A 21,312-nucleotide genomic window follows, 5' to 3' on the forward strand; every position below is an offset into this window, starting at 1 on the left:
TTCTATTTCCAAATTGGCTTGAGGCTCAGGCGTCGCTCACGGTTTTACCGGCGGCGTAGCTGTGCTCATCAAAGTAATCCAGTGTCGCGTCCCAGGCGTTTTCCTTGGCTCGTGCCAATGCGTCACCAGTCTCCGTGCCATCGTAAAGGTCGATGAACTCATTGAGGTCGGAGACATAGCTTGAGGACTCAATCTGAGTTCCATCTAGCTTCCCTTGCGCCAGACCAAGATCCAGCCCCAACGTACCGTCCAGCTCCTGCCCGACCCAAAGCGCTTCATGGATGGAGTGACCACCGTCGTAGTTCAGGAACATGGTGTTTGCGACCATGTAGTCTTTGGAATCTGGAATCTGGTCCGGGTTAGGGGAGGTGTGCCTCAGATAATGCAGGAAATGCAGGTTGAGGTTGGTTGAACCGGAAACGCCAGAGGCAAACGGCATGCCGCGAGACAGCGCTTCAACCTGAGACTTGCTCGGTTCCTGCAGCTTTGGCAGGTTCACATCCGCAGGGTGCGTGCTCGGGATCTTGCCTGCATCTCCTTCAAACGTCACACTGCCGGGCTGATAGCCAAGGGTGATCCCGGCATGCGCACTCTTTGGCGTGTCCGTGCGCCCAACTTTGGATCTGTCTGCTTTTTGCAAATCAGGATCTTCCGGAGCGTTCGTTCGATTGGCTTCCTGACAGATCCCCTGATAGGCCTTGTTTGCAACCTTTACATAAGCAGGCAAGTCGGCGACCTTCTTGCCGTTGACGACCAGTGGCTGGCGGTCTGCTGGCACCGTCTTGGTCAGCAAAGCATGCAAGGCAACTGTGGACTTCACAACCAGCATGGGAACAGCAATGGCGTCATATCCATTGCGGGTTGGAGCGGACAAAAACTTGTCCAGATTCATCAGCGCATCGTCACGCGGGCCTTGTACAAACTCCATCAGCTCTGGGCATTCCGGCATCCAGAACCGCTCGTTGCCCGCCATCATCCTGTGCATGGTCATGGCTGTCTGGTTTTGGACCCGCGGGGTCTGGATGGAAATCACATCGCGGATGCCATCTTTCACCAGCTGTGCAGAGTTCATTACGGACTGCGGCGTGTCGTGAACCATGTCCGCAATAAAGGTACTGTCGAGCACGCGGGAGTAAATCGCATCATGCAGGCGCGTCAGCGGCGGGTTATCGCTCTTGCCCAGTTGTCCCAGCAGCGTTTTGGTCTCATCGGCAAGGCCATTCAGGCCGATTTCCTCAAATCGCTCTGCAACAGCAGTCAACAGCTCGCGGGTTTCCGGCACGGAGATCTTATGGCCCAGAACCTGATCCTTCACATACCCGTCAACCTCAGCCAAATTGCCAGCTGTTTCCGGGTCCAGACCCGGGGTTTGCGCTTCATTTCTGATGAGTGCGAGCAGATGGGTTGTCACCTCACCCGGCACGCGCGCAACGTCTCCACCCTGCGCTGCATTCTGTGTCCGGACGCTCTCGGGATAGACAAGCGTGGAATGAACAGCCTTCAGCGCGATCGGTACGGCCTCTTTCAACACTGCGTTGTCTGAGCCGCCAAGAAAGCTCAGCGACCGCGTGATGCTGGAAATACCATCCGCATCCGCTGTTTTTGCCAGCTCAACAATGCGGGCTGTGAGAACTTCAGCTGCTTTTTTGGGGTCATCCGGAATTGCGGCGCCTTCAAAAAAGGTTTCCATCGTCAGCCTGCTGCCATAGGCATGGGCCTCTTCAAAGAGCGCTGTCACTTTTTCCTGCGCTTGCTGCGAAGCTTTGCTTGGCACGTGAAGGAGCATGGCGAGCACGCTGGACTTTGGCAGATGTGGCTTTGTGGAGAGGAAGTGATCAACCACCTTCTCCGTGACCTCAGTGCTGAAATAAGAATTGAGCTCGCGCTTTATTTCATCCAGAACCGCTTCATGCTGCGCCGTTTTCTTCGTCACATAGTTGAGCGAATACTCAACAATCCGCTCACTTGGCTTAGGAGGAACCACATCCTGATACTGCGCAAGATCGGGTTGAGGGACAGTTGGCTGAGTGGTTGAAACAGATAAAGTTGATCCGGTCATGAAAGCACCATCGCTTGGTAATATCTTCTTTCCCGAAAACTACAGAAACACTCCGGGATCACGTTTTAATCAAACTATTAGAATCCCCTGCCGGGCGCGTCTGTGCTGACAGGCACTCAACTCGGGTCGCCAACCGAAAAAAGTAAACGACGGACATATTTGTCTTGGAAAACTAAGTCGCTCAACGCTCACCGAGAAATGACTTAAAATTAATTACAAAATTACTTAGTTACATAAATAGTCTCTCTTTGAATATTTCGATCGCCCAATTCATTTACTAGATTTCGCACCTTGGTTTTCCTTATTTCTCCTGTATAGCTATTTCTAGTCTTGTTGTTTTCCTTCCAAATGACAGGTTTCAACCAACAGGGTAATGACCGCATGTTTTCATTGAAGGGCAAAAAAGCCCTTATTGTTGGGGTGGCGAACAGCCAGTCCATTGCATGGGGATGCGCCAAAGCCATGAAGGCACAAGGCGCGGAACTGGCTCTTACATACCTGAATGACAAAGCGAAAAAGCATGTGGCCCCACTGGCAGAAGAAGCCGATGCAGCCATTTTTGCGCCGCTGGATGTGACGAAACCTGACGAGGTGGATGCTCTTTACCAGCAAATCGAGCAGGTCTGGGGGTCGCTGGACATTTTGCTGCATTCCATCGCCTTTTGCCCGCAGGCTGACCTGCATGGCCGCGTGGTGGATTGCTCGGCAGAGGGGTTTGGCGTGGCCATGGACATTTCCGTGCACTCCTTCCTGCGCCTCATCCGCAAATCAGAACCGCTGATGCCTTCCGGATCCAGCGTCATGACCGTGACGTTCCATGGCTCGGAAAAGGTGATCAGCCACTACAACATCATGGGTCCGGTGAAAGCCGCGCTGGAAAGCACCACGCGCTATGTGGCTGCCGAACTGGGCCAGAAGGGCATCTCTGTCAACGCGCTGTCCCCCGGCCCGCTGGCAACACGGGCCGCCAGCGGCATCGCCAGCTTTGACGAGATGCTGGCCGACGCGACCGAACGTGCCCCCACCCGAAAACTCGCAAGTATTGAAGACATTGGCGCATATGCCGCCTTTCTGGCCAGTGATGAAGCCCGAAACATCACCGGCGTGGTTCACCCCATTGACGGTGGTTACCGCATCATTGGTTAGGCCGGCACCGAGGTAGATTATGCAAGTAGAACTCTTTAGCAAGCGAACCGCCCAGTACTTTGAGGCCCTCGCTGAACAAAACCAGTTTTTGCAGGTCGCCAACTCACGACGCTCCACGCGCCTGATGAACGACCTTCAGAAGAAACAGGCCAAATCAAAAACCAAAAGCGACGCACTGGCCGCATCCTGGGGCCCGTACGACACGCCCAAGAAACTGCTGGATGCCTGGTCGCATTATCTCAAAGAATCCAGCGAACGCGCCATCCTGACCATGGATGCCCTGCGCGAAGCCAGTGACACATACTTTGACCACATGGCCAAGGGCTGTCCTCCGGTTCTCATTTATGATTACGAGGTGGTTGTTGAGGGCCGTAACCTGCCGCGCCCCTGCAACTACATGCTTTTGAAGGTCATTCCACCTGACGGCGTGGAGGTGCTGGACTGGAAGCGCCCCTATGTGATCATCGATCCGCGTGCAGGCCACGGCGCAGGCATTGGCGGGTTCAAAAATGACAGTCAGGTGGGGGTTGCCCTGCGTGACGGGCACCCCGTGTACTTTGTCGCCTTTCACCCCATGCCAGAGCCCAATCAGGAACTGTCACACGTCACCCATGCCGAAGCGGCCTTCCTGCGCGAGATCATTTCGCGCCATCCAGACAGCCCTAAACCCATCGTAGTTGGCAACTGTCAGGGCGGGTGGGCAACTGCTATTCTGGCAGCGGTCTATCCGGATCTGGTGGGGCCGATTGTACTCAACGGTGCGCCCATGTCTTATTGGAGCGGCAAAATGGGGCAGGACCCCATGCGCTACTCCGCAGGCCTGACGGGCGGCATCGTACCTGCCTTGCTCTCCGCAGACCTTGGCAACGGCGTCTTTGACGGTGCCAATCTGGTGCAGAACTTCGAGATGCTGAACCCGGGCCGCAACTGGTTCCGCAAGTACTATGACCTTTACACCAACATCGACAAGGACGAAGAGCGCTACCTGGAATTCCAGAAATGGTGGAGCGGCTTCTATTACATGACAGAGGAAGAATTCCGCTGGATTCTGGACAACCTTTTCATCGGCAACAAGCTGGCGAAGAATGAAGCCTTTCTGGAACCGGGACGCCCCATTGACTTAAAGACCATCAAGTCGCCAATTATCGTGTTTTCCTCCTACGGTGATAACATCACCCCGCCCGATCAGGCACTCAACTGGATTGCCGACACCTACACGGATGAAGCGGAAATCGAGATCCTCGGCCAGCGTATCCTCTATATGCTTCATGATCAGGTCGGGCATCTGGGCATCTTCGTGTCTTCCAGCGTGGCCAAGCGCGAACATACCCAGGTCGCTTCCACGCTGAAGACCATCGAGGCCATGCCTCCCGGGCTCTACAAACTGCAGATTGAAGAGCAGAAGGGCAAAGGCTGTGATGCCAAGTTCAAGGTGAGCTTTGCCCGCAAAACCATTGATGAAATGCTGCTGGAAACTGGTGAGCGCGACGAAGAAAAAGCGTTTGCCGGTGTCGCCCGCTTTTCCGAGAGTTGGGAGGACGTGTATGACAGCACCATTGGCCCTGTTCTGAAGACTATGAACAGCACGCAGGCAGCGGATGCAACCCGCGATATGCACCCCATGCGGCTGGCAAATGGCGCCTTTGCCTCCACCAATCCCTTGATGTTCTGGCCCACCATGGCCGCCGCCGCGGTCAAGGAAAACCACACACCCAACATGGCCAAAACGCCCTTCCATTACTGGGAGGAGCTGATGGCCGACAGCATTGAATATGGCTGGGATGCACTGAAGGACATGCGCGAAGCCTTCATTGAAAACAGCTTCCTCACCTTCTGGGCCTCACCGCCCGCCGTGGAATACGGCAAGGCCTTGTCCTTCCGCCGGCCAAAGGTGCCAATGCAGGACCTGCATAGCCTGACAAGCATCCAGAACGCGCTCAAGAAGATCGAGAAGGGCGGGGCAGCTGCAGCCATCGTACGCATTGTGCTGATGATTGCCGACACCCGTACCGAAGTCCGCGGCGAAAAGCTGGAGCGGTTCAACGAAGTGTTGACCACATGGGCACCGTTCAAATCCATGGATCCGAAAGAGCGCAACTTCCTCATTCACGATCAGACTCTCATTTCCCGTTTCGAAATGGAAGCAGGTTACAATGCCCTGCCGGGCTTGCTGAAAAGCGAGAAGGACAAGACCTTTGCGTATAAGGCCGTGTCCTACATTATTGGCAAGGAAGAGAATATGGCGCCGACGTCACTGGAACTGTGGCACTGTCTGAAGAAATCGCTCAAATGGGGTTAGGAAGGTTTGATGACAACAACCTACAAGAATACTCCGTATGACCAGATCGAAGTTGGCATGGAAGCCATTTACGAGCGGACCTGCTCTGCGGATGATTTTTACGTCTCCGCCCATGCCTCCGGCGACCTCAACCCCATCCACCTGCCCAAGGAAGATCGCGAGGGCGAAGGCGACTTTGAAGGCGTCGCCCCCTCCCTCTGGGTCGCCAGCCTGATCTCTGCCGTGCTGGGCAACCAGATGCCCGGACCGGGCACGCTCTACAAAAGCCAGAGCCTGCGCTTTCTGGGCCGTGCCTATGAAGGAGACCATCTGACAGCCCGCGTGAAGGTGACGGAAAAGCTGCCCGATTACGTCGTCACACTGCAAACCACTGTGGAACGCGCGGACGGTCAGGTGATTGTAGAAGGCGAGGCCGAGGTTATCGCCCCACGCACCAGCAAAATCGCCAAGGCCGTCAGCTTGCCGGGTCTGACCGTGCGCAGTCATGAGCACTTCGATAGACTGCTGGATCAGGCCCGCCCGTTGCCACCTCTCATCACCGCCGTTGTGGCGCCAGAAGACCGCAAGTCACTGGGCGGCGCTCTGCTGGCTGCAGAAAACACGTTGATCGAGCCGGTCCTGATTGGCTCTCGCGAAAAGATCGAGGATGCCGCAGAGCGTCTTGGCAAAGATCTGGCCCACTGCGACATCATTGACGTTGCAAGCCACAGTCAGGCGGCAGCACAGGCCGTGGCCATGGTGCGCGAAGGCAAAGCACAGGCCATCATGAAAGGCCAACTCCACACCGACGTGTTGTTGGCGGAGATCGTGAAACGGGATGTGGGCCTGCGCACTGACAATCGCCTCAGCCATGTGTTTGTGATGGATGTGCCGGGATTGGACCATTTGCTGTTTATCACCGATGCGGCCATCAACATCTCACCGGATCTGGAAACCAAGGTGGATATTGTCCAAAACGCCATCAATCTGGCACTGGCCCTTGGACAGCAACAGCCCAAGGTGGGCATCCTTTCAGCCGTGGAAACGGTGAACACCAAAATCCCCTCCACCATGGATGCAGCGATCCTTTCCAAAATGGCAGAACGCGGCCAGATCAAGGGTGGCATCGTGGATGGCCCGCTGGCCATGGACAACGCCATCGACATTGATGCCGCGGTAACAAAAGGTATCACCTCCTTGGTTGCTGGTAGGGCAGATGTACTGGTTGTGCCCAATCTGGAATCTGGCAATATGCTAGCCAAGGAATTGGCCTTTGTTGCCCATGCAGAAGTGTGCGGAGTGGTTATGGGCGCCCGGTGTCCGGTGATCCTCACCAGCCGCGCAGATGACGACAAGGCCCGGTTAATGTCTTGCGCTGTTGCGCTTCTTTACGCTGCGAGCCAGAAAGCATGAGTTTTTATTTTACGCTCAATACCGGATCGTCCTCCGTCAAGTTCGCGCTTTACAAAGCGCAGGCAGAGCCTGACCTTTTCATCTCCGGCATCATAGAGCGTCTGGGCCCCAACGCCCGCCTGAAGATGCAGGCCCCCGACGCTGACATCGTGGAGGAGCTGGGCCACGTCGATCATGCGGGAGCTGTCGTCTCCATCTTCACAAGGGTAGAGCCCTACCTGCAAGGTAAATCCGTAGTGGGTATTGGTCACCGCATCGTCCATGGCGGCAATGCATTTTATAAACCCACAGAGCTGACCTCCGAGGTGGTGCAGGAGCTTGAGCAGCTCGTTCCACTGGCACCGCTGCACCAACCCTACAGCCTGGCAACCATCCGCGCTGCCAAGCAGGTGTTTCCGGGCGTGCTGCAGATCGGGTGTTTTGATACGGCTTTCCATGCCGGTCACACCTTCCCCAATGACGCGTTCGCCATTCCGCGGCATTTTTATGAGGAAGGCGTGCGCCGTTATGGCTTCCACGGGCTTTCCTTTGATTACATCTGCAGCGAAATGCGCCGCGAATATCCCGATGTTGCACGCGGGCGCCTCGTGATCGCCCATCTGGGCAATGGCGCTTCCATGTGCGCCGTAGAAGATGGCCGCTCCATCAACGCCAGCACCAGCTTTTCTGCCGTAGATGGCCTGCCCATGGGCACACGGTGCGGACGGCTGGACCCGGGCGTCATGCTCTATCTGATGCAGGAAAAAGAACTGTCGGCAGCAGAAATCGAGAGCATCATCTACCGCCGCAGCGGGCTCTTGGGATTGTCGGAGGAATCTTCTGACATGCGCGTGCTGGAACATTCAGAAGAGCTGTTTTCCAAGCAAGCCATCAACTACTATTGCTACCAGATCCGCCGCGAAGTGGGCGCCATGGCGGCCAGTCTGGAGGGTATCGACGCCCTGATCTTCAGCGCTGGTATTGGCGAGAATTCAGCTCGGGTGCGCTCCAGCGTGTGCGAACCACTGGAGTTTTTGGGCATCACCATCGATCAGGAGAAAAACAAGGCCAACGCACCGGAAATCGGGACCGGACCGGTACGCGTCTTCATCATGCCCACCAACGAGGAGCAGGTGATCGCACGGGCCGTCGCAAAAGCTGCCATGAAAACTCAACAGTAAGCGACTGGGCTTCAGAACAACTTCGCGGTAAACTTGCTGCATAATCAATGCTACACGTTCTCAGTGAGTCCCGTTATGTCCGTCCTCTCGCCAACCATCACCGTCCGCCAGCTCTCTCTCGATGATTATGAGGATGTCGTCATGCTCCTGAATGAGCTGACAGATGGCATTCCGCTTGTTTATGGCAAAGACGGGCCAGCGCAATTCGCCAAGCTTTTGCAACATGACGGCACCTCTCTGTTTGGTGTGGAGATTTACGACCAGATCGTCTCCTGCGCCACGCTCCATATTCTACCCAACATGACCTATGGTGGCCGCTCGTATTGCCTTGCCGAGAACGTGGTGACGCTGAAAGCTTATCGGGGCAGAGGCTTTGGCCGCATGGTCATGGATGCTCTGCGAGATGCCGCCTGGCAAGCCAACGCCTACAAAATCATGCTGCTGACCGGACAAGACCGCGGCGCAAGAGGCTTTTACGAAAGCCTCGGTTACAAAGCCGACCAAAAACACGGCATGGTCCTGCGGCAAGTGCCACCGTATAAAGCGCCTGCTGCTTAACCCTGCCCGTTACACCAACTGCCGGTGGGCCTTGATGTGGTCGATGAACAGGCGCAGGGCCTGCAGGTTTTTGTATTCGCGCGGGTAAAACAGATAGATCGGCTCTGTTGGTTTCAGGTAATCCTCCAGCAGGCATTGCACCTTTGTCAGGTCGCATTGCATCAGCGCGTATTCGCGGAAGGTCAGCACCAATCCCATGCCTTGTTCCATCAGTTGCAACTGAGAGGGCAGGGTGTTGAGGATCAGCCCTCCTTTGATATCAATCTCCACGGTGTTGCCATCCACCTCAAACACCCACGGCGCCAACCGTCCTGATGTTTGAAACCGATAGTGAAGGCAATTGTGCGCGAGGAGGTCTTCAGGTTTTTCCGGAACACCATGCTCAGCCAGATATGCCTTGCTGCCAAGGACGGTCAGGGGTTGCGGGTCAGAGATACGGATCGCAATCATATCCTGCGCAATCTTTCCTCCCAGACGAAGCCCGCCGTGCAAGCCATCTGCAACGATGTCGACAATGGCGTCCGTCAGAGAAAGTTCCAGCTGTATCTCCGGATAAGCAGCCTGAAAGCTGGGCAGAAGATCTGCAAGGAAGGAGTGAAACACAAACTCAGGCAAGGTCAGTTTTAAACTGCCACGGGCGCTGCTGCCATGTTCCTTTGCATCATTTACCGCTTGCCCCAGCAAGTCAAACGCTGCGCCCGCCCCACTTTGCAACGCACGGCCCGCATCCGTCAGGGTTACCGATCGGGTGGTGCGCACAAAAAGGGCCGTCCCGAGCTGCTCTTCCAGCGATTTCAACTGATGAGACACCGTGGACGGTTTGATGCCAAGCGCCTGAGCTGCCCCTTTGAGACTGCCGTTCTGTGCAATGGCGTTAAACACTTCCAGCATGGCAAGAGGTAAACGCATTATTTGATACCATACATCTATTGGATTGATATGGAGGCAATTAATAGCATGCATGCATCCGATTATAAAGGAGAGATCAGATATTCAATGAGGCCTTCCTGCGATGAAAACCCTTGTGCTCACTGCCCATCCCGACCTTTCAAAATCCCGTATCAACCACTCCTGGTTTGAAGCATTTGCCGCAACAGATGACATCACCGTGCTTGATCTGGCCCGTGTTGGCGGCCCAACTCTGAGCTTTAACGTTGAAGAACAACAGCACCTCCTGCTCTCTCACGATCGCATCGTCTTCCAGTTTCCGTTTTATTGGTATTCCGCCCCGCCAGCGCTGAAAGCATGGCAAGATCAGGTCCTGACCTACGGCTTTGCCTATGGCCCGGGTGGCACCAAACTGGCTGGCCGGGAACTGCTGCTGGCTATCTCTACCGGCGGACCGGAGGACAGCTATCACGCAGGCGGCTACAACAATTTCAGCATGGATGAGTTGCTCAAACCCTTTCAACAGACTGCCCTGCTGACTGGAATGGTTTACCTGCGCCCCTTCGTCTTGCACGGCCTTGCAGTGGTTGATGACGCCGCGATCGAAGCTTCCAATACAGCATTGCTCGCACATGTTCTGGACCCTGAACTCAACCCAGTCATCAAAAAAGCGCGGCTGGACAAGCTGCTGGAAAACAACGCCAAGCTCGCTGCCCGCGTCAGCGCCTGACCTCTTTCAACGTTCCATCTCGAAAAAGGCGGGCCTTTGTGCTCGCCTTTTTCTGCTCATCCAAAACCTTAGCCAATGGGCAAACCGAGAACTCAAACAGCTCATTCATTAAAAATCGATTCGATCTTTACCAACCCCATCTTCTTCCCGCTGCTCAGGTCTCTTAGCCTGTCGTTTCAAAGCACAGCTTTGTTTTAGCAATTTGTTTCACGCCCTTGTTTTCATTGCGATCCTTTAGAAGAATAAACCTACTGTGGTATTATGGATGGGCGACATGGTGGTGACTTTGTTTTCGGTGCCTTGATCTGTTGGTCAGCACTGCATTCATTTTCAGAATTCTTTTTTTATGGCCGAGGCTCGGGGGTCGCTTCCTGAAATTTGGTCATCTGAAGGCTGGAGGGACACCATTCCTGTCAGACTTAGCGTAGGACACATTGCTCAACACCGCCTTGCCTCCAACCATAAGCAGGACCACGGTATCAATGCCCGTTTTGAATCTTTTTCAACGGGAGGGGACGCAAAACTGACAGAACGATGTGGCCTCGCAGGTCCCTTTCTCAATCGGGACTGTAGCTCCTTCGTTCTCCAGCCTTCAGGAATATTTTAAGCGCAGATTGGAATTACCACGCACAAGTTGCAGTATAGTACCGGGTAGAATGTCTGTTGAATCGAACAACTCAATGAATGAGCCGAGACCTGAGGTGATTTACCGGCCCAGCATCAACTGGGATGAATGGCGCGAGGGGGTCGCCGAAGCGACGGGAGAGGCTTGTCTGGCTTCCAACACCGCTTCTCCAGATGCCTTTGGCGCGGGCGTGCGCGGATTTCGCTATAAAAGTGGCTTTGTGGCAACCATCAACGCGACCCCGCACAGGTTCATCCGCTCCAGCCAACGCATTGCCCGCGATGGCATGGATGCTGTGTTTGTGCAATTTTACGATCACACCCACAATTGCGTCACCCACATGGGCCAGGAGAGCGTGGAACTCCAGCCTGGTCATCTGATCGTGCAGGATATGGCCGAGCCGTTTGTGGTAGACTACAGCTCTTACAAGCTGATGACACTGGCTTTGCCGCGAACGGCACTGGCACCGTTCCTCCATGGCGATCGCACCTACCCAACCCTATGCCTTCCCGCAACAGGCGGCTCGACCAATGCAGTGATCAGCATGATGCAGCTGCTTCGCGGTCAACTGGGTCACCTGTCAGATGAGGATGTCACCTCAATCGTGGAATGCATCGCCAAGCTGGTCGCCAACCAGATGAACAACGGCCCGAGAATCTCATTTGCACTGGATGAAAACAATCAGACTGCAGCGCGGTTTTTACAAGCCGCCGAGTACATCAGCCGAACCTATACCAACCCACGCCTGAACAGCACAGAAGTGGCGCATCACCTCAACGTGTCTCGCACCACCCTCTACCGCCTGTTTGAGCCCATGGGCGGCTTCATGGCCTTCCTGCGTTACATCCGCATGAAACACGCCATGCGCAAGCTGCTGCGCTCCGGAAGCGATACAATCAAAATCCAGCAGATCGCCGAGAGCTGTGGTTTTTCGCACGCTTCCAGCTTCACCCGCAGCTTCAAAGAACACTATGGCGTTTCTCCTCGCGACATCCTGATGGACGTCGCCGCCGGACAAGACCACAAAACCCGCATCTCCAGCGGCATCTTCTCCAACTGGCTCACCTCGCTAAAAGAGGCGAAGCTGAACTGAGGGTAGCTTGATCCTCTGAGTTCAAGTTGACCCTGGGTATCACAGCGACACAGTACCTTCGTACCTTCACAAATTGCCCGATATCCACTTCATAGAGCGGTCCAAAGTGACCAACCGAGAGGTCCGCATCATTAGGATCTGGCGTGATTTGTGGGTGAAAACATAGCAACGCAGAAAAACGCAAAAGCTTTCAAACGAACGCACAAAACAACGCAAACGCTCACAGCTTTTGGATGCTACCAATTTTCAACGTGAATATCATCTATATATCAGAATGTTAGATCACCGCCGTTGAAGGCATAGACACGACATTTCCGGCTAAAGCCGGATTGGTAGCATTGACAGGGCGAGGGCATCATCAAAGAGTTACCGTGATTTATTCTCTGATAAGTTTTGAGCGGCGCAATGATCGTACTTGGTAATTCTGAAAGCTGGCCCGGCATTGGCACCACCGCCAGTCACTTGCAAAATGGAGCACATGGGCTTGATGCCTTGGTGCCCGGACTATCTTTGGTGGAAGCTGAAACCAAGGTGCGCAGTGTAGGCTATGGCGGTTGGCCAAACCTGTTGGGTAACATGGAGTTTGACGCCAGCGTAATGGACGGCACCACGCGAGACTACGGCGCGGTTGCAGGCGTGCCGATGACGCTGGAGGTCACCCGTCTGGCAAAGGCGGTGCTGGATAACTTGCCACACACCATGCTTGTGGGTGAGGGGGCCCGCCGTTACGCAGATGAGCTTGGGTTTGCAAAGGATCCAGCTTTGCTGGAACACAGCAAACAGGTGTGGTGGCGCAAGCTGGAAGAGGTGATGAGCGACGAGCAGAAAGCCGCCTTTCCCAACACGGATCTGGCACCGTTGACCAAAGCAATCACCGACCCTGAAAAGGTGCGAGACACCACCGTTTTCCTTTGTAAAGACAGCCAGAAAAACATCTGCACCGCCACCTCTACATCAGGTTGGGCCTGGAAGTATCCGGGGCGTGTAGGCGACTCTCCCATTCCCGGTGCTGGCTTTTATGCTGACAGCCGCTATGGCGCGGCCGCATGCACTCATACAGGTGAAATGACCATGCGCTGCGGTACCGCCCGCACCGTTGTGCTGGCCATGAAGCTCGGCATTTCGCTGGATGATGCGTTGCGGCTGGCGATCTCTGAGTTGCAGGAGCTGGAGAGCGGTTACATCGGCGGTGTTGTGATCCATGCCATTGATGCAGCGGGCAAACACCGCGTGGTCAATGTGGGGTGTGACGAGGAGATCGTCTATTGGGTCTGGACACCGGAGCTCGGCCAGCCTGAAAAACGCAAGGCCATTCGGGCAGAGGATTTGATGGCGGGTCAGATGGAGGTTCAGTCATGAAGCTGGAAGTGTGTGTTGACACCATTGCCGGGTTGAATGCTGTTGTTGCTGGCGGAGCTGACCGGATTGAGCTGTGTTCGTGCCTCGCCATGGGCGGCCTGACGCCGTCCGTTGGCCTGATGGAACTGGCAGCCAAAGCCCCCATCCCGGTCTACGCCATGATCCGCCCGCGCGGGGGTAACTTCATCTTCTCCCCACGAGAGGTGGACCAGATGAAGCGCGAAATCGATGCTGCCCGTAATACCAATTTGGCCGGTGTTGTTCTGGGCGCAAACCAACACAACACCGCACTCGACACTAACCTATTGAATACACTAGTGGATCATGCTGGCGATCTTGGTGTAACGCTCCACCGCGTCATTGACCTTGCCCCAGATCTGATCGAGGCCACCCACGCTGCCGTTGAACTCGGCTTCGAACGCATCCTCAGTTCCGGCGGTGCTTACAAAGCGGTTGATGGGATTGAGAACCTAGCCGCCATGCACAAAGCCGCAGCTGGCAGGCTCTCTGTGATGCCGGGGTCAGGTGTTAACACTCAGACGGCGCCTATTATCCTGCAAGCTGCTGATTTCACTGAGATTCATGCAGGCTGCGGCAAAACTTATCCGCAGGACCGGCGTCTGCTGGATTTTGGTTTTGAAAGCGCTGGAGAAAAACGGACCGATGAAGAATTGGTGAGATCACTCAAGACTATCCTTTAGAAAAATACCTACACCAAATAATACACTCATCTAACTTACTGATATTTCATCATCTTTATCTACACACCGCAACAACTCATCGTAAAATTAAGGCACACCTGCGAGCGCAACACCAGACCGCAATGTACCCGTTACAGGAGAAATGAGGATGCTGATGAATTTGTTGACCTCAGAGACTGATGAATTCGCCACATAGATCACATCTTTATCTCTAATTTCAAACGCTTGCGTCAAAAACATGCCACTTGGCTCTCTCAAATTGAGGCGGTAGACAACAGGCACAGTTCCAAACTCATCATGTTGCTCATGCGGAGGAAGCAACGGCATCATCTTTTGTCGGTCCTCAAACCGGAACAGGAAAACCCCTGTCGCATCCGCAGTTCCATCATGCAAACCACCTGACATTCCAATGGCTTCCGAGAGATTCACCCGCGAGGAAGGGAAGTCATATTTGCGCCGGGCAACAACGGCACCAAACACAGTGAAGGATTTAGGCTGGTGCGTAATGGAGACAATGTCCTTCGGTCGAAGCCAGATATTGTTAGCTGGTTGCTCCGAAATATCGTCCAGACTAAAGCGGAACTTCTTGTCATCTCTCATGACAGTAACAAATGACTCATAGTCTGGATTCCGCGTTCCGCCAGCTTCTGAGATTGCCTCAACCAGACTCAGACCATCTTCATGCACACGGAACTGGCCCGGACGCATCACATCACCAATAACAATGACCTTGTGCGATCCATTTGCCTGAAGGTTTACAACCACTTGTGGATCGACAGCCTTACCTTCCAACCCACTGAGAATCTGTTCGCGAACCTCAGAGATACTCTTGTTCTCGACTTTGAGTTCCCCAACATAAGGCACGTAAATATTGCCTTGGTCGTCAACCACAAGGCCAAGCTCAGTCCGTTTCTGACCTTGTGTTGAGAAAAGCCCGTTTGGAATGGACTCCCAAATCCCAACGGAGAGCTGATCACCAACACCGACGCGGATCGTGCTTCTCTTGCCCTTGCCAACGCGGAATTCTTTGGGAGGTAAGTTGCTGGCGTAATTGGATAAATGCTGAACTGTCGGAACATCAACATCCAGCATGACATAGCTCAGCGACTGCGCATTACGTTGAGAAGTTGCATTCTCCACCTGATAAGCGCTTGGGCCATGTCCTGGAATTTCCGAGCACCCAGCCACTGCAAGCAGCAGCGCAGGCACAACGAGCAACTCCAACCAGCGAGATATGTGCAAACATGTTTTCACATGCGGACACTGACCTATTCGAGGGCCTTCGAGTAGCCGCTGGATTTGGCCATTGCCTGTTTAACGCACTTCAATTTCAGGGTTTTTTCGTGCGTGTGTCAGCTGCTCTGATCAGACGAGAACGCCCTAAAGAGCTGCAAACAAACGACTTTGTAGCTCAACATATTGAGGGCAATGCTCGTGTTGGACCACGAGCATTGCAGGGGAAATCCTACCCGTTATGGGCAGGCAATCACTTCAATCTCGACGAGAGCGTCTTTTGGCAGACGCGCAACTTCCACACAGGACCGTGCTGGGAACGGCGCATTGTTGTCTTCAAAGAACTTGCCGTAAACTTCGTTCACGCGAGCGAAGTCATTGAGGTCCTTCACGAAAACCGTTGTCTTCTTGATGTTTTTTGCTGCAAGACCTGCTTCTTCAACAATCGCCAGACCGTTCTTCAAAGACTGAAGGGTCTGCTCAGCAACATCCGCAGGCATCTCACCGGTTTCCGGATTGATCGGCAACTGGCCGGACGTGATGATCATCTGACCAAGGTTCACGCCCTGAACATACGGGCCAATTGCTGCAGGAGCTTTGGAGGTATCGATAGCTGTCATTATTTTTCCAGTTTTATAGGCTTGTTAAGTGGAACTGTTCAGATGGTGAGACGAATTCCTGTTGCGCCGCAATAGTTTGCAGCTCCCACTCGTCTTTTTCCTGCGTGGTTTTAAGCACGCCATACACCGCGTTATTACAGTGCTGGAATGCTTCTACTTCAGAAAGACCATTCAGATAACCAGCGGCAAATACAGATGTGATTAGATCTCCGACGCCAACTGGTTGGCGTTCAAACGGCAAATGCGGGCGCTGTGCCAGATGACTGCCTTGCTCGCTTGCAAACATCATGGTGAAGGCATCATCAGAAACACTGTGCAAGTGCTTGGCCAGAACCATTTTAGGTCCAATTTCCATAGCCTTAGCGCATGCTTGTTTGGCCTGTTCCAGTGTTTCAATCGGTTCACCAATGAACTGTGAAAGCTCAAACTGGTTGGGCACGATCACATCCGCAATCGGCATCACCTTGCTCACCAGCAACTCGGCAACACCTTCACTGACAATGCAGCCTTTGTCAGGCGCACCCATCACCGGATCACAGAAGTAGAGACACTCAGGATTGTGCCGCCGGACTTCCTTCACGATGTCAACAATGACGTCACAGTGAGAAGGGCCACCAAGGTAACCTGTTACAATACCTTTGATTTGAGAGAGGACATTCAGTTTTGCCAGACCCTCAAAGATTTCAGAGATCTGCTTGGCATCATGGGCCTGTCCGGTCCAACCTTGCGGATGCTGGGTGTGATTTGAAAACTGGACGGTGTTGATAGCCCAGACCTCATGCCCCATACGTTGCATTGGAAATACAGCACAGCCGTTGCCAGCATGGCCATATGTCACGTGGGATTGGATGGAGAGTATGCCTTTCATTTCAAATACCTCGTTTCGGAACTGAGGCTCACAACCGCGAGCCCCAGCAGAGCGTCATGCCATTCTCGGCGCTTATGGATAGACTGGAAGTGCGTTGAACATCCCCAGAATGTGACTGACGGCGACCAAAATGCCGAAGCCAAAGACCACCCAGACAAGAGCCTCGCCGCCCCAAACGCGGAACTGAGGATTGCCGAATTTCTTGCGGCTGACACGCACCATCAGAGCAGGGACGATCGCCGTCCAAACTGTTGCTGCAAGGCCAGCGTAGCCAATCGCGATGATGAAACCATCTGGAAAGAAGATGCCACCGATCAACGGAGGAACGAAGGTCACAGCTGCGGTTTTCGCACGACCAGCAGGGCTGTCATCAAACTTCAGGAAGTCCGCCAAAAAGTCGAACAAACCAAGCGCGACGCCCAGGAAGGAGCTGGCCACAGCCATGTTACCGAATGCGGACAACATGTTGGATGCAGAGGTGTTTTCTACTGCACGGCCAAGAGCTTCCACCAGTACGCCGATGTTACCACCCTGTTCGATGATTGGGCCAAAATCAGCTCGTGAGATGTTACCCAATGTGGCAAACAACCAGACAATGTAAAGTACCAGTGCAAGGAAAGTGCCTGTACCAAGGCAGAGTAAGATCTTCTTTGGCTCCTTGCCATAGTACTTCATCAGGCTTGGTACGTTGTGGTGATACCCGAAGGAAGCCAGGCAGAACGGCATTGCTGCAAACAGATATGGGAAGTAACTCCCCATTCCCATATTATTGTCGCTGTCAAAGAAGACTGCAGCCTTCATGTTGAAGGTGTAACCTGTCACAGACATGAAGAATGTGATGATCATGCCACCAAGAAGGATGGTTGTGATGCGATCAACTGCCTTGGTAGACCACCAGACGAAGAACGCCAGACCCAGCGCAAAGATCAGACCAGCCAACATCTGCGGAGGTGCAACACCCAATGTAGCATCCAGTGTGTGAACCACAATAGACCCGCCACCGGAGATGTAAGCGTAGCAGAGAATGTAGCCGACAAATGCAACGGCAATGTTGTTTACGGTGTTCCATCCAGTCCCAAGGGTGTCTTTCACCATGGTATCGAAACTGGATCCGACCGGATAATTCAGGTTTGTTTCCAATATCATAAGGCCGGAATGCAGCATACAGAACCAGGTAAAGGCCAGAGCCAGAATGGCCCAGATGCTCCACATACCAGCACTAACGGTTGGAACGGAAAACATACCAGCGCCGACTGCTGTGCCGGCGATGATCATAGCCCCGCCTAGGAAGGATGGACTGACTGTTGCAGTGGATTTTCCCAAACCACCGACTTGTGTGCCCTCAGACATTTACTTCTCTCCCGTGAAGTAGTTTTGTTATATCCGTGAGGAAAGAAGGGAGGCACAGAGCAGCGCCTCCCAAGTTGCCAAATTATTTGATTGGCTTCAGACGTGCAGTGAAGTGACGAAGCACAGGTGGTTCATATTCAAAGTCGAAGCCTTTGATGTCCTTCGCGTTTTTCGCAACGTTGATCAGAGCATCCGCGATGTAATCCATGTGGTCATTGGTGTACACACGGCGCGGGATTGTAAGGCGCATGAGTTCCAGTGGTGACTCTTTTTGCAGGCCGGTGGCTGGATCGCGGCCAAGTAAGAATGAGCCAATTTCAACTGGGCGTACACCGGATTCCAGATAGAGCGCGTTACACAAAGCCTGCGCAGGGAACTGGTCTCCCGGGATGTGCGGAACGATCTTCTTCGCGTCTACGAACACCGCGTGACCACCGGTTGGGTACTGAATTGGCACGCCGCCTTCAACGAGACGATCGCCTAAATACTTAACCTGGCCAATACGATAGTGCAGAAAGCTCTCGTCCGCACCTTCATGCATACCCCGTGCCAGCGCTTCCATGTCGCGACCTGCTAATCCCCCGTATGTTACGAAGCCTTCCATTGGGACGCAGAGGGTCTGGACGGCCTGGAACAGCTCTTTCTTCTCCCGGATGGCGCACATGCCGCCGATGTTGACCAGCGGGTCTTTCTTGGCGGACATGGTGAGCATATCGCCGTAGGAGTACATTTCGCGGATGATGTCGGTGATGGACTTATCCGCGTAACCTTCCTCACGCTGCTTGATGAAATACGCGTTTTCGCAGTAACGGGCGGAGTCGATCACAACCGGAATATCGTATTTCTGGCCGATCTCGTAAACAGCCCGCATGTTGGCCATGGAAACAGGCTGACCGCCGGAGCTGTTACAGGTCACTGTGGTGATGATCGCGGTGATGTTCTTCGCACCATTTTCCTTGATCGACGCTTCCAGCTTCTCAAGATCGAAGTCACCCTTCCAGTCGTAGTAAGTGGTTGTGTCATAAGCCCGTTCATCCACCACGTTGACGACTTCACCGCCGTTCAGCTCTACATGTGCGGCTGTGGTGTCGAAGTGGTAATTGGAGATGAACACGTGCTTATCTGCATCGCGCACTTCCTTGGCGCGGCGGATCAGCGCCGGGAACAGGATCTGCTCTGCACCACGCCCCTGGTGGGTTGGCACCATATATTCATAACGGAAGAAGTGATGGACAGCTTCTTTGAGGTTGTAGAAGTTGCGGGATCCGGCATAGGCTTCATCACCCATCATCATGCCCGCCCACTGGTAGTCAGACATGGCGCCTGTGCCGGAGTCTGTCAGCAGATCGATGTAAACGTCATCACTTGCGAGCAGGAATGGGTTGTAACCTGCTTCAGCCAATGCCTTTTCGCGGTCTGCGAAGGTGGTCATCTTGATTGGCTCAACCATTTTGATGCGGAACGGCTCAGGGATACGTTTCATTGTTCTAGTCCTTACGTCATGTTTTTACTGCGCATTCTTTATCCAAATACTGGCTCCCACCTTGGGGAACACGCAGCGGCGCACGAGTTGGGTCGCTCTCCAACCATTGGGCGCGAAAGTTTTCAAGCACCTGAAATTACAGGCGGTTATCTTGGAATTTGTATTTTGCGGCAGCAGTCACCAGATTTGAAAGTAAGACGCAGCTCACCCGTTCACTGTCAGAGACGGCGTGAGTAGTTTTGCCCGATAAAGCGCAAGGGTAGATGTAGTTTTCCCGTTGCTCCAAGTAGATTGGGCGTCAAACATTCAAATTTTTAAAGGGACTAATGGGCCTGTAGGCTTATACGCACGCATTTGGGAAGTCATAGGCAAGACGAACATCTTGCGTAAACCATGCCAAACTCTTTTTATTGCGATACTGAAGAACCAGTACTGACCGGCTCATGGCCTATTCCTCATCTTTACTGCATATCATGTGATAGCAAAGGCATATGAAACCACATTTACCCATGTGTCAAGCAGCTATTCTACGTCTTTCCTACGGGGTTGCCCCTAGAACAAGTATAAAGATCAGTATAGACTTCATGAGGCATTAACAGACGCTGTAATATTCGATGTCACACAGTAAATAATTTTGTAAATTCTTATATTCCCCTTCAAATCAAGATTTTTTGTAGGGCCTTTAGGCAAAACCGCCTGAAGACGCCCAAGAGTGAAGCGCATAAATCAATAGAAGATACACGGGCACCGCCACGAACTCTTGATATCTCAGAGATTTCTTTCCTGTTAAATTTCACAGGAGCCAATTATTCCAAGTTATTTGCAGTGGAACCTCTCTTTGCGACACTTTTTGGCGGACACCACGTTATCCCCGTAAGAAAATTGCGCGCTCTCACACTTATCCTCCCAACCGCGTTTTTCTGCCCTGCACAGAGGCAGTTGATAACTTTTCCGCGCACCGGGCATAAACCTCTCCCAGTACCCAAAACCAGAGCGCCACCTCCATGAAACTCGCTCAGCAATCAGCCTCACATAGCAACGCGTTCGTTTGCGTTCTTTCGTGTTTTCCTGCGTTTTTTAAGGATTTCATTGTGCAGTGCGGGATCAAGTTTAGGAACGAGTTACAGCTACCCTCTCAAGTCTTGATCTTGTTTTTCATAAAGTTGCTTTGGATACACACCCGATTGATGATCGAAGTGCACATGGAGAGTCTTATCTTCACTAGCATAGGAGCTACAACTTGCACCCTCCGGAACTAGGAAATGCAGCTCTCGCCAATTTTCCCCGAACATAGCTATCTTTGACCTAGCTGTAAGTGTCCAAGTTAAGTGATCACCGAATACGTTACTAAGAGGGTAATTTTCTCTCAAATACTCTACGAGATTGCTTATCGACGCAGCTTCATTGATAGAAAAGTGCGCTCTATGTGGGGCGTCACAATCATCTCCAGCACAAACACTGTCTCTAGTTACAATCAACTCAAGCATCAGCATCACCATTATGCACTTAATATATATATTCAGTATACATATTTAACATCAAGAAATTGCATATTTACCAGCATTCAAATTTTCTAACTGCATTCAGACTACATTTGATTGTGTAAATTATTTTCAAACAACCCTTGAAAGCTTTACACAACACACTACATTACTAATTGTTCATCCTTTGTACTCTGATCAGCGGGCTCTTTGTGAGCGCCGTGACGATCGGATCGGGCGGGGCGTCGAACGGTACTGAACCGTTCA

General features: G+C 53.1%; 16 protein-coding genes. 9 read left to right on the forward strand and 7 right to left on the reverse strand.

What is annotated here, in order from left to right; genetic code table 11:
- Positions 1 to 25 precede the first annotated feature (25 nt).
- The gene (locus PsAD46_RS12030; protein ID WP_063306969.1) at positions 26 to 2,059 is read right to left on the reverse strand and encodes a hypothetical protein; all 2,034 of its coding nucleotides are present in this window, start codon (positions 2,057 to 2,059) and stop codon (positions 26 to 28) included.
- Between the two features lie 381 nt (positions 2,060 to 2,440).
- On the opposite strand from PsAD46_RS12030, the gene fabI reads away from it, so the two are divergent.
- The 5 genes from fabI (at position 2,441) to PsAD46_RS12055 (ending at position 8,614) form a co-directional block, all read left to right on the forward strand.
- Complete coding sequence (fabI, locus tag PsAD46_RS12035) at positions 2,441 to 3,205, forward strand: enoyl-ACP reductase FabI (protein ID WP_057461408.1); 765 nt, start codon at positions 2,441 to 2,443, stop codon at positions 3,203 to 3,205.
- A gap of 19 nt (positions 3,206 to 3,224) precedes the next feature.
- Positions 3,225 to 5,504, forward strand: coding sequence for a DUF3141 domain-containing protein (locus PsAD46_RS12040; protein WP_063306970.1), 2,280 nt, complete (start codon positions 3,225 to 3,227; stop codon positions 5,502 to 5,504).
- Between the two features lie 9 nt (positions 5,505 to 5,513).
- Positions 5,514 to 6,896: a bifunctional enoyl-CoA hydratase/phosphate acetyltransferase gene (locus PsAD46_RS12045; RefSeq protein WP_063287530.1), complete on the forward strand. Its 1,383-nt coding sequence runs from the start codon at positions 5,514 to 5,516 to the stop codon at positions 6,894 to 6,896.
- Positions 6,893 to 8,056, forward strand: coding sequence for an acetate/propionate family kinase (locus PsAD46_RS12050; RefSeq protein WP_063306971.1), 1,164 nt, complete (start codon positions 6,893 to 6,895; stop codon positions 8,054 to 8,056). Before PsAD46_RS12045 ends, PsAD46_RS12050 begins: the two co-directional genes overlap by 4 nt.
- Positions 8,057 to 8,131: 75 nt before the next feature.
- Entirely contained in the window at positions 8,132 to 8,614 is a 483-nt protein-coding gene (locus PsAD46_RS12055) for a GNAT family N-acetyltransferase (RefSeq protein WP_063306972.1), read from the forward strand.
- Between the two features lie 9 nt (positions 8,615 to 8,623).
- Here PsAD46_RS12055 and PsAD46_RS12060 read toward each other — a convergent pair whose 3' ends face one another.
- Positions 8,624 to 9,523, reverse strand: coding sequence for a LysR family transcriptional regulator (locus PsAD46_RS12060; RefSeq protein ID WP_063306973.1), 900 nt, complete (start codon positions 9,521 to 9,523; stop codon positions 8,624 to 8,626).
- Between the two features lie 103 nt (positions 9,524 to 9,626).
- Between PsAD46_RS12060 and PsAD46_RS12065 the strand changes: the two genes are divergently transcribed.
- The 4 genes from PsAD46_RS12065 to PsAD46_RS12080 all read left to right on the forward strand — a co-directional run bounded on the left by PsAD46_RS12065 (position 9,627) and on the right by PsAD46_RS12080 (position 14,010).
- Entirely contained in the window at positions 9,627 to 10,232 is a 606-nt protein-coding gene (locus PsAD46_RS12065; RefSeq protein WP_063306974.1) for an NAD(P)H-dependent oxidoreductase, read from the forward strand.
- A 680-nt stretch (positions 10,233 to 10,912) separates the two neighbouring features.
- Positions 10,913 to 11,950: a helix-turn-helix domain-containing protein gene (locus PsAD46_RS12070; RefSeq protein ID WP_084404390.1), complete on the forward strand. Its 1,038-nt coding sequence runs from the start codon at positions 10,913 to 10,915 to the stop codon at positions 11,948 to 11,950.
- A gap of 405 nt (positions 11,951 to 12,355) precedes the next feature.
- Entirely contained in the window at positions 12,356 to 13,309 is a 954-nt protein-coding gene (locus PsAD46_RS12075; protein ID WP_063306976.1) for a N(4)-(beta-N-acetylglucosaminyl)-L-asparaginase, read from the forward strand.
- Positions 13,306 to 14,010, forward strand: a complete 705-nt coding sequence (locus PsAD46_RS12080) for a copper homeostasis protein CutC (protein WP_063306977.1) — start codon at positions 13,306 to 13,308, stop codon at positions 14,008 to 14,010. The genes PsAD46_RS12075 and PsAD46_RS12080 overlap by 4 nt, the downstream gene beginning before the upstream one ends.
- Positions 14,011 to 14,097: 87 nt before the next feature.
- Here PsAD46_RS12080 and PsAD46_RS12085 read toward each other — a convergent pair whose 3' ends face one another.
- The 5 genes from PsAD46_RS12085 to PsAD46_RS12105 all read right to left on the reverse strand — a co-directional run bounded on the left by PsAD46_RS12085 (position 14,098) and on the right by PsAD46_RS12105 (position 19,564).
- Entirely contained in the window at positions 14,098 to 15,219 is a 1,122-nt protein-coding gene (locus PsAD46_RS12085) for a polysaccharide biosynthesis/export family protein (protein WP_208981809.1), read from the reverse strand.
- Between the two features lie 263 nt (positions 15,220 to 15,482).
- Positions 15,483 to 15,863, reverse strand: coding sequence for a RidA family protein (locus PsAD46_RS12090; protein ID WP_057461419.1), 381 nt, complete (start codon positions 15,861 to 15,863; stop codon positions 15,483 to 15,485).
- Between the two features lie 13 nt (positions 15,864 to 15,876).
- Positions 15,877 to 16,731: a pyridoxal kinase PdxY gene (pdxY, locus tag PsAD46_RS12095; protein WP_063293371.1), complete on the reverse strand. Its 855-nt coding sequence runs from the start codon at positions 16,729 to 16,731 to the stop codon at positions 15,877 to 15,879.
- A gap of 72 nt (positions 16,732 to 16,803) precedes the next feature.
- On the reverse strand, positions 16,804 to 18,081 hold the full coding sequence (gene mtr / locus PsAD46_RS12100) for a tryptophan permease (RefSeq protein WP_063293370.1): 1,278 nt from the start codon (positions 18,079 to 18,081) through the stop codon (positions 16,804 to 16,806).
- A gap of 82 nt (positions 18,082 to 18,163) precedes the next feature.
- Positions 18,164 to 19,564 (reverse strand): tryptophanase, encoded by a 1,401-nt coding sequence (locus PsAD46_RS12105; protein ID WP_057461422.1) that lies wholly within the window; start codon positions 19,562 to 19,564, stop codon positions 18,164 to 18,166.
- Positions 19,565 to 21,312 lie beyond the last annotated feature (1,748 nt).

It is taken from the genome of Pseudovibrio sp. Ad46, from assembly GCF_001623065.1.
Lineage (GTDB): Bacteria > Pseudomonadota > Alphaproteobacteria > Rhizobiales > Stappiaceae > Pseudovibrio.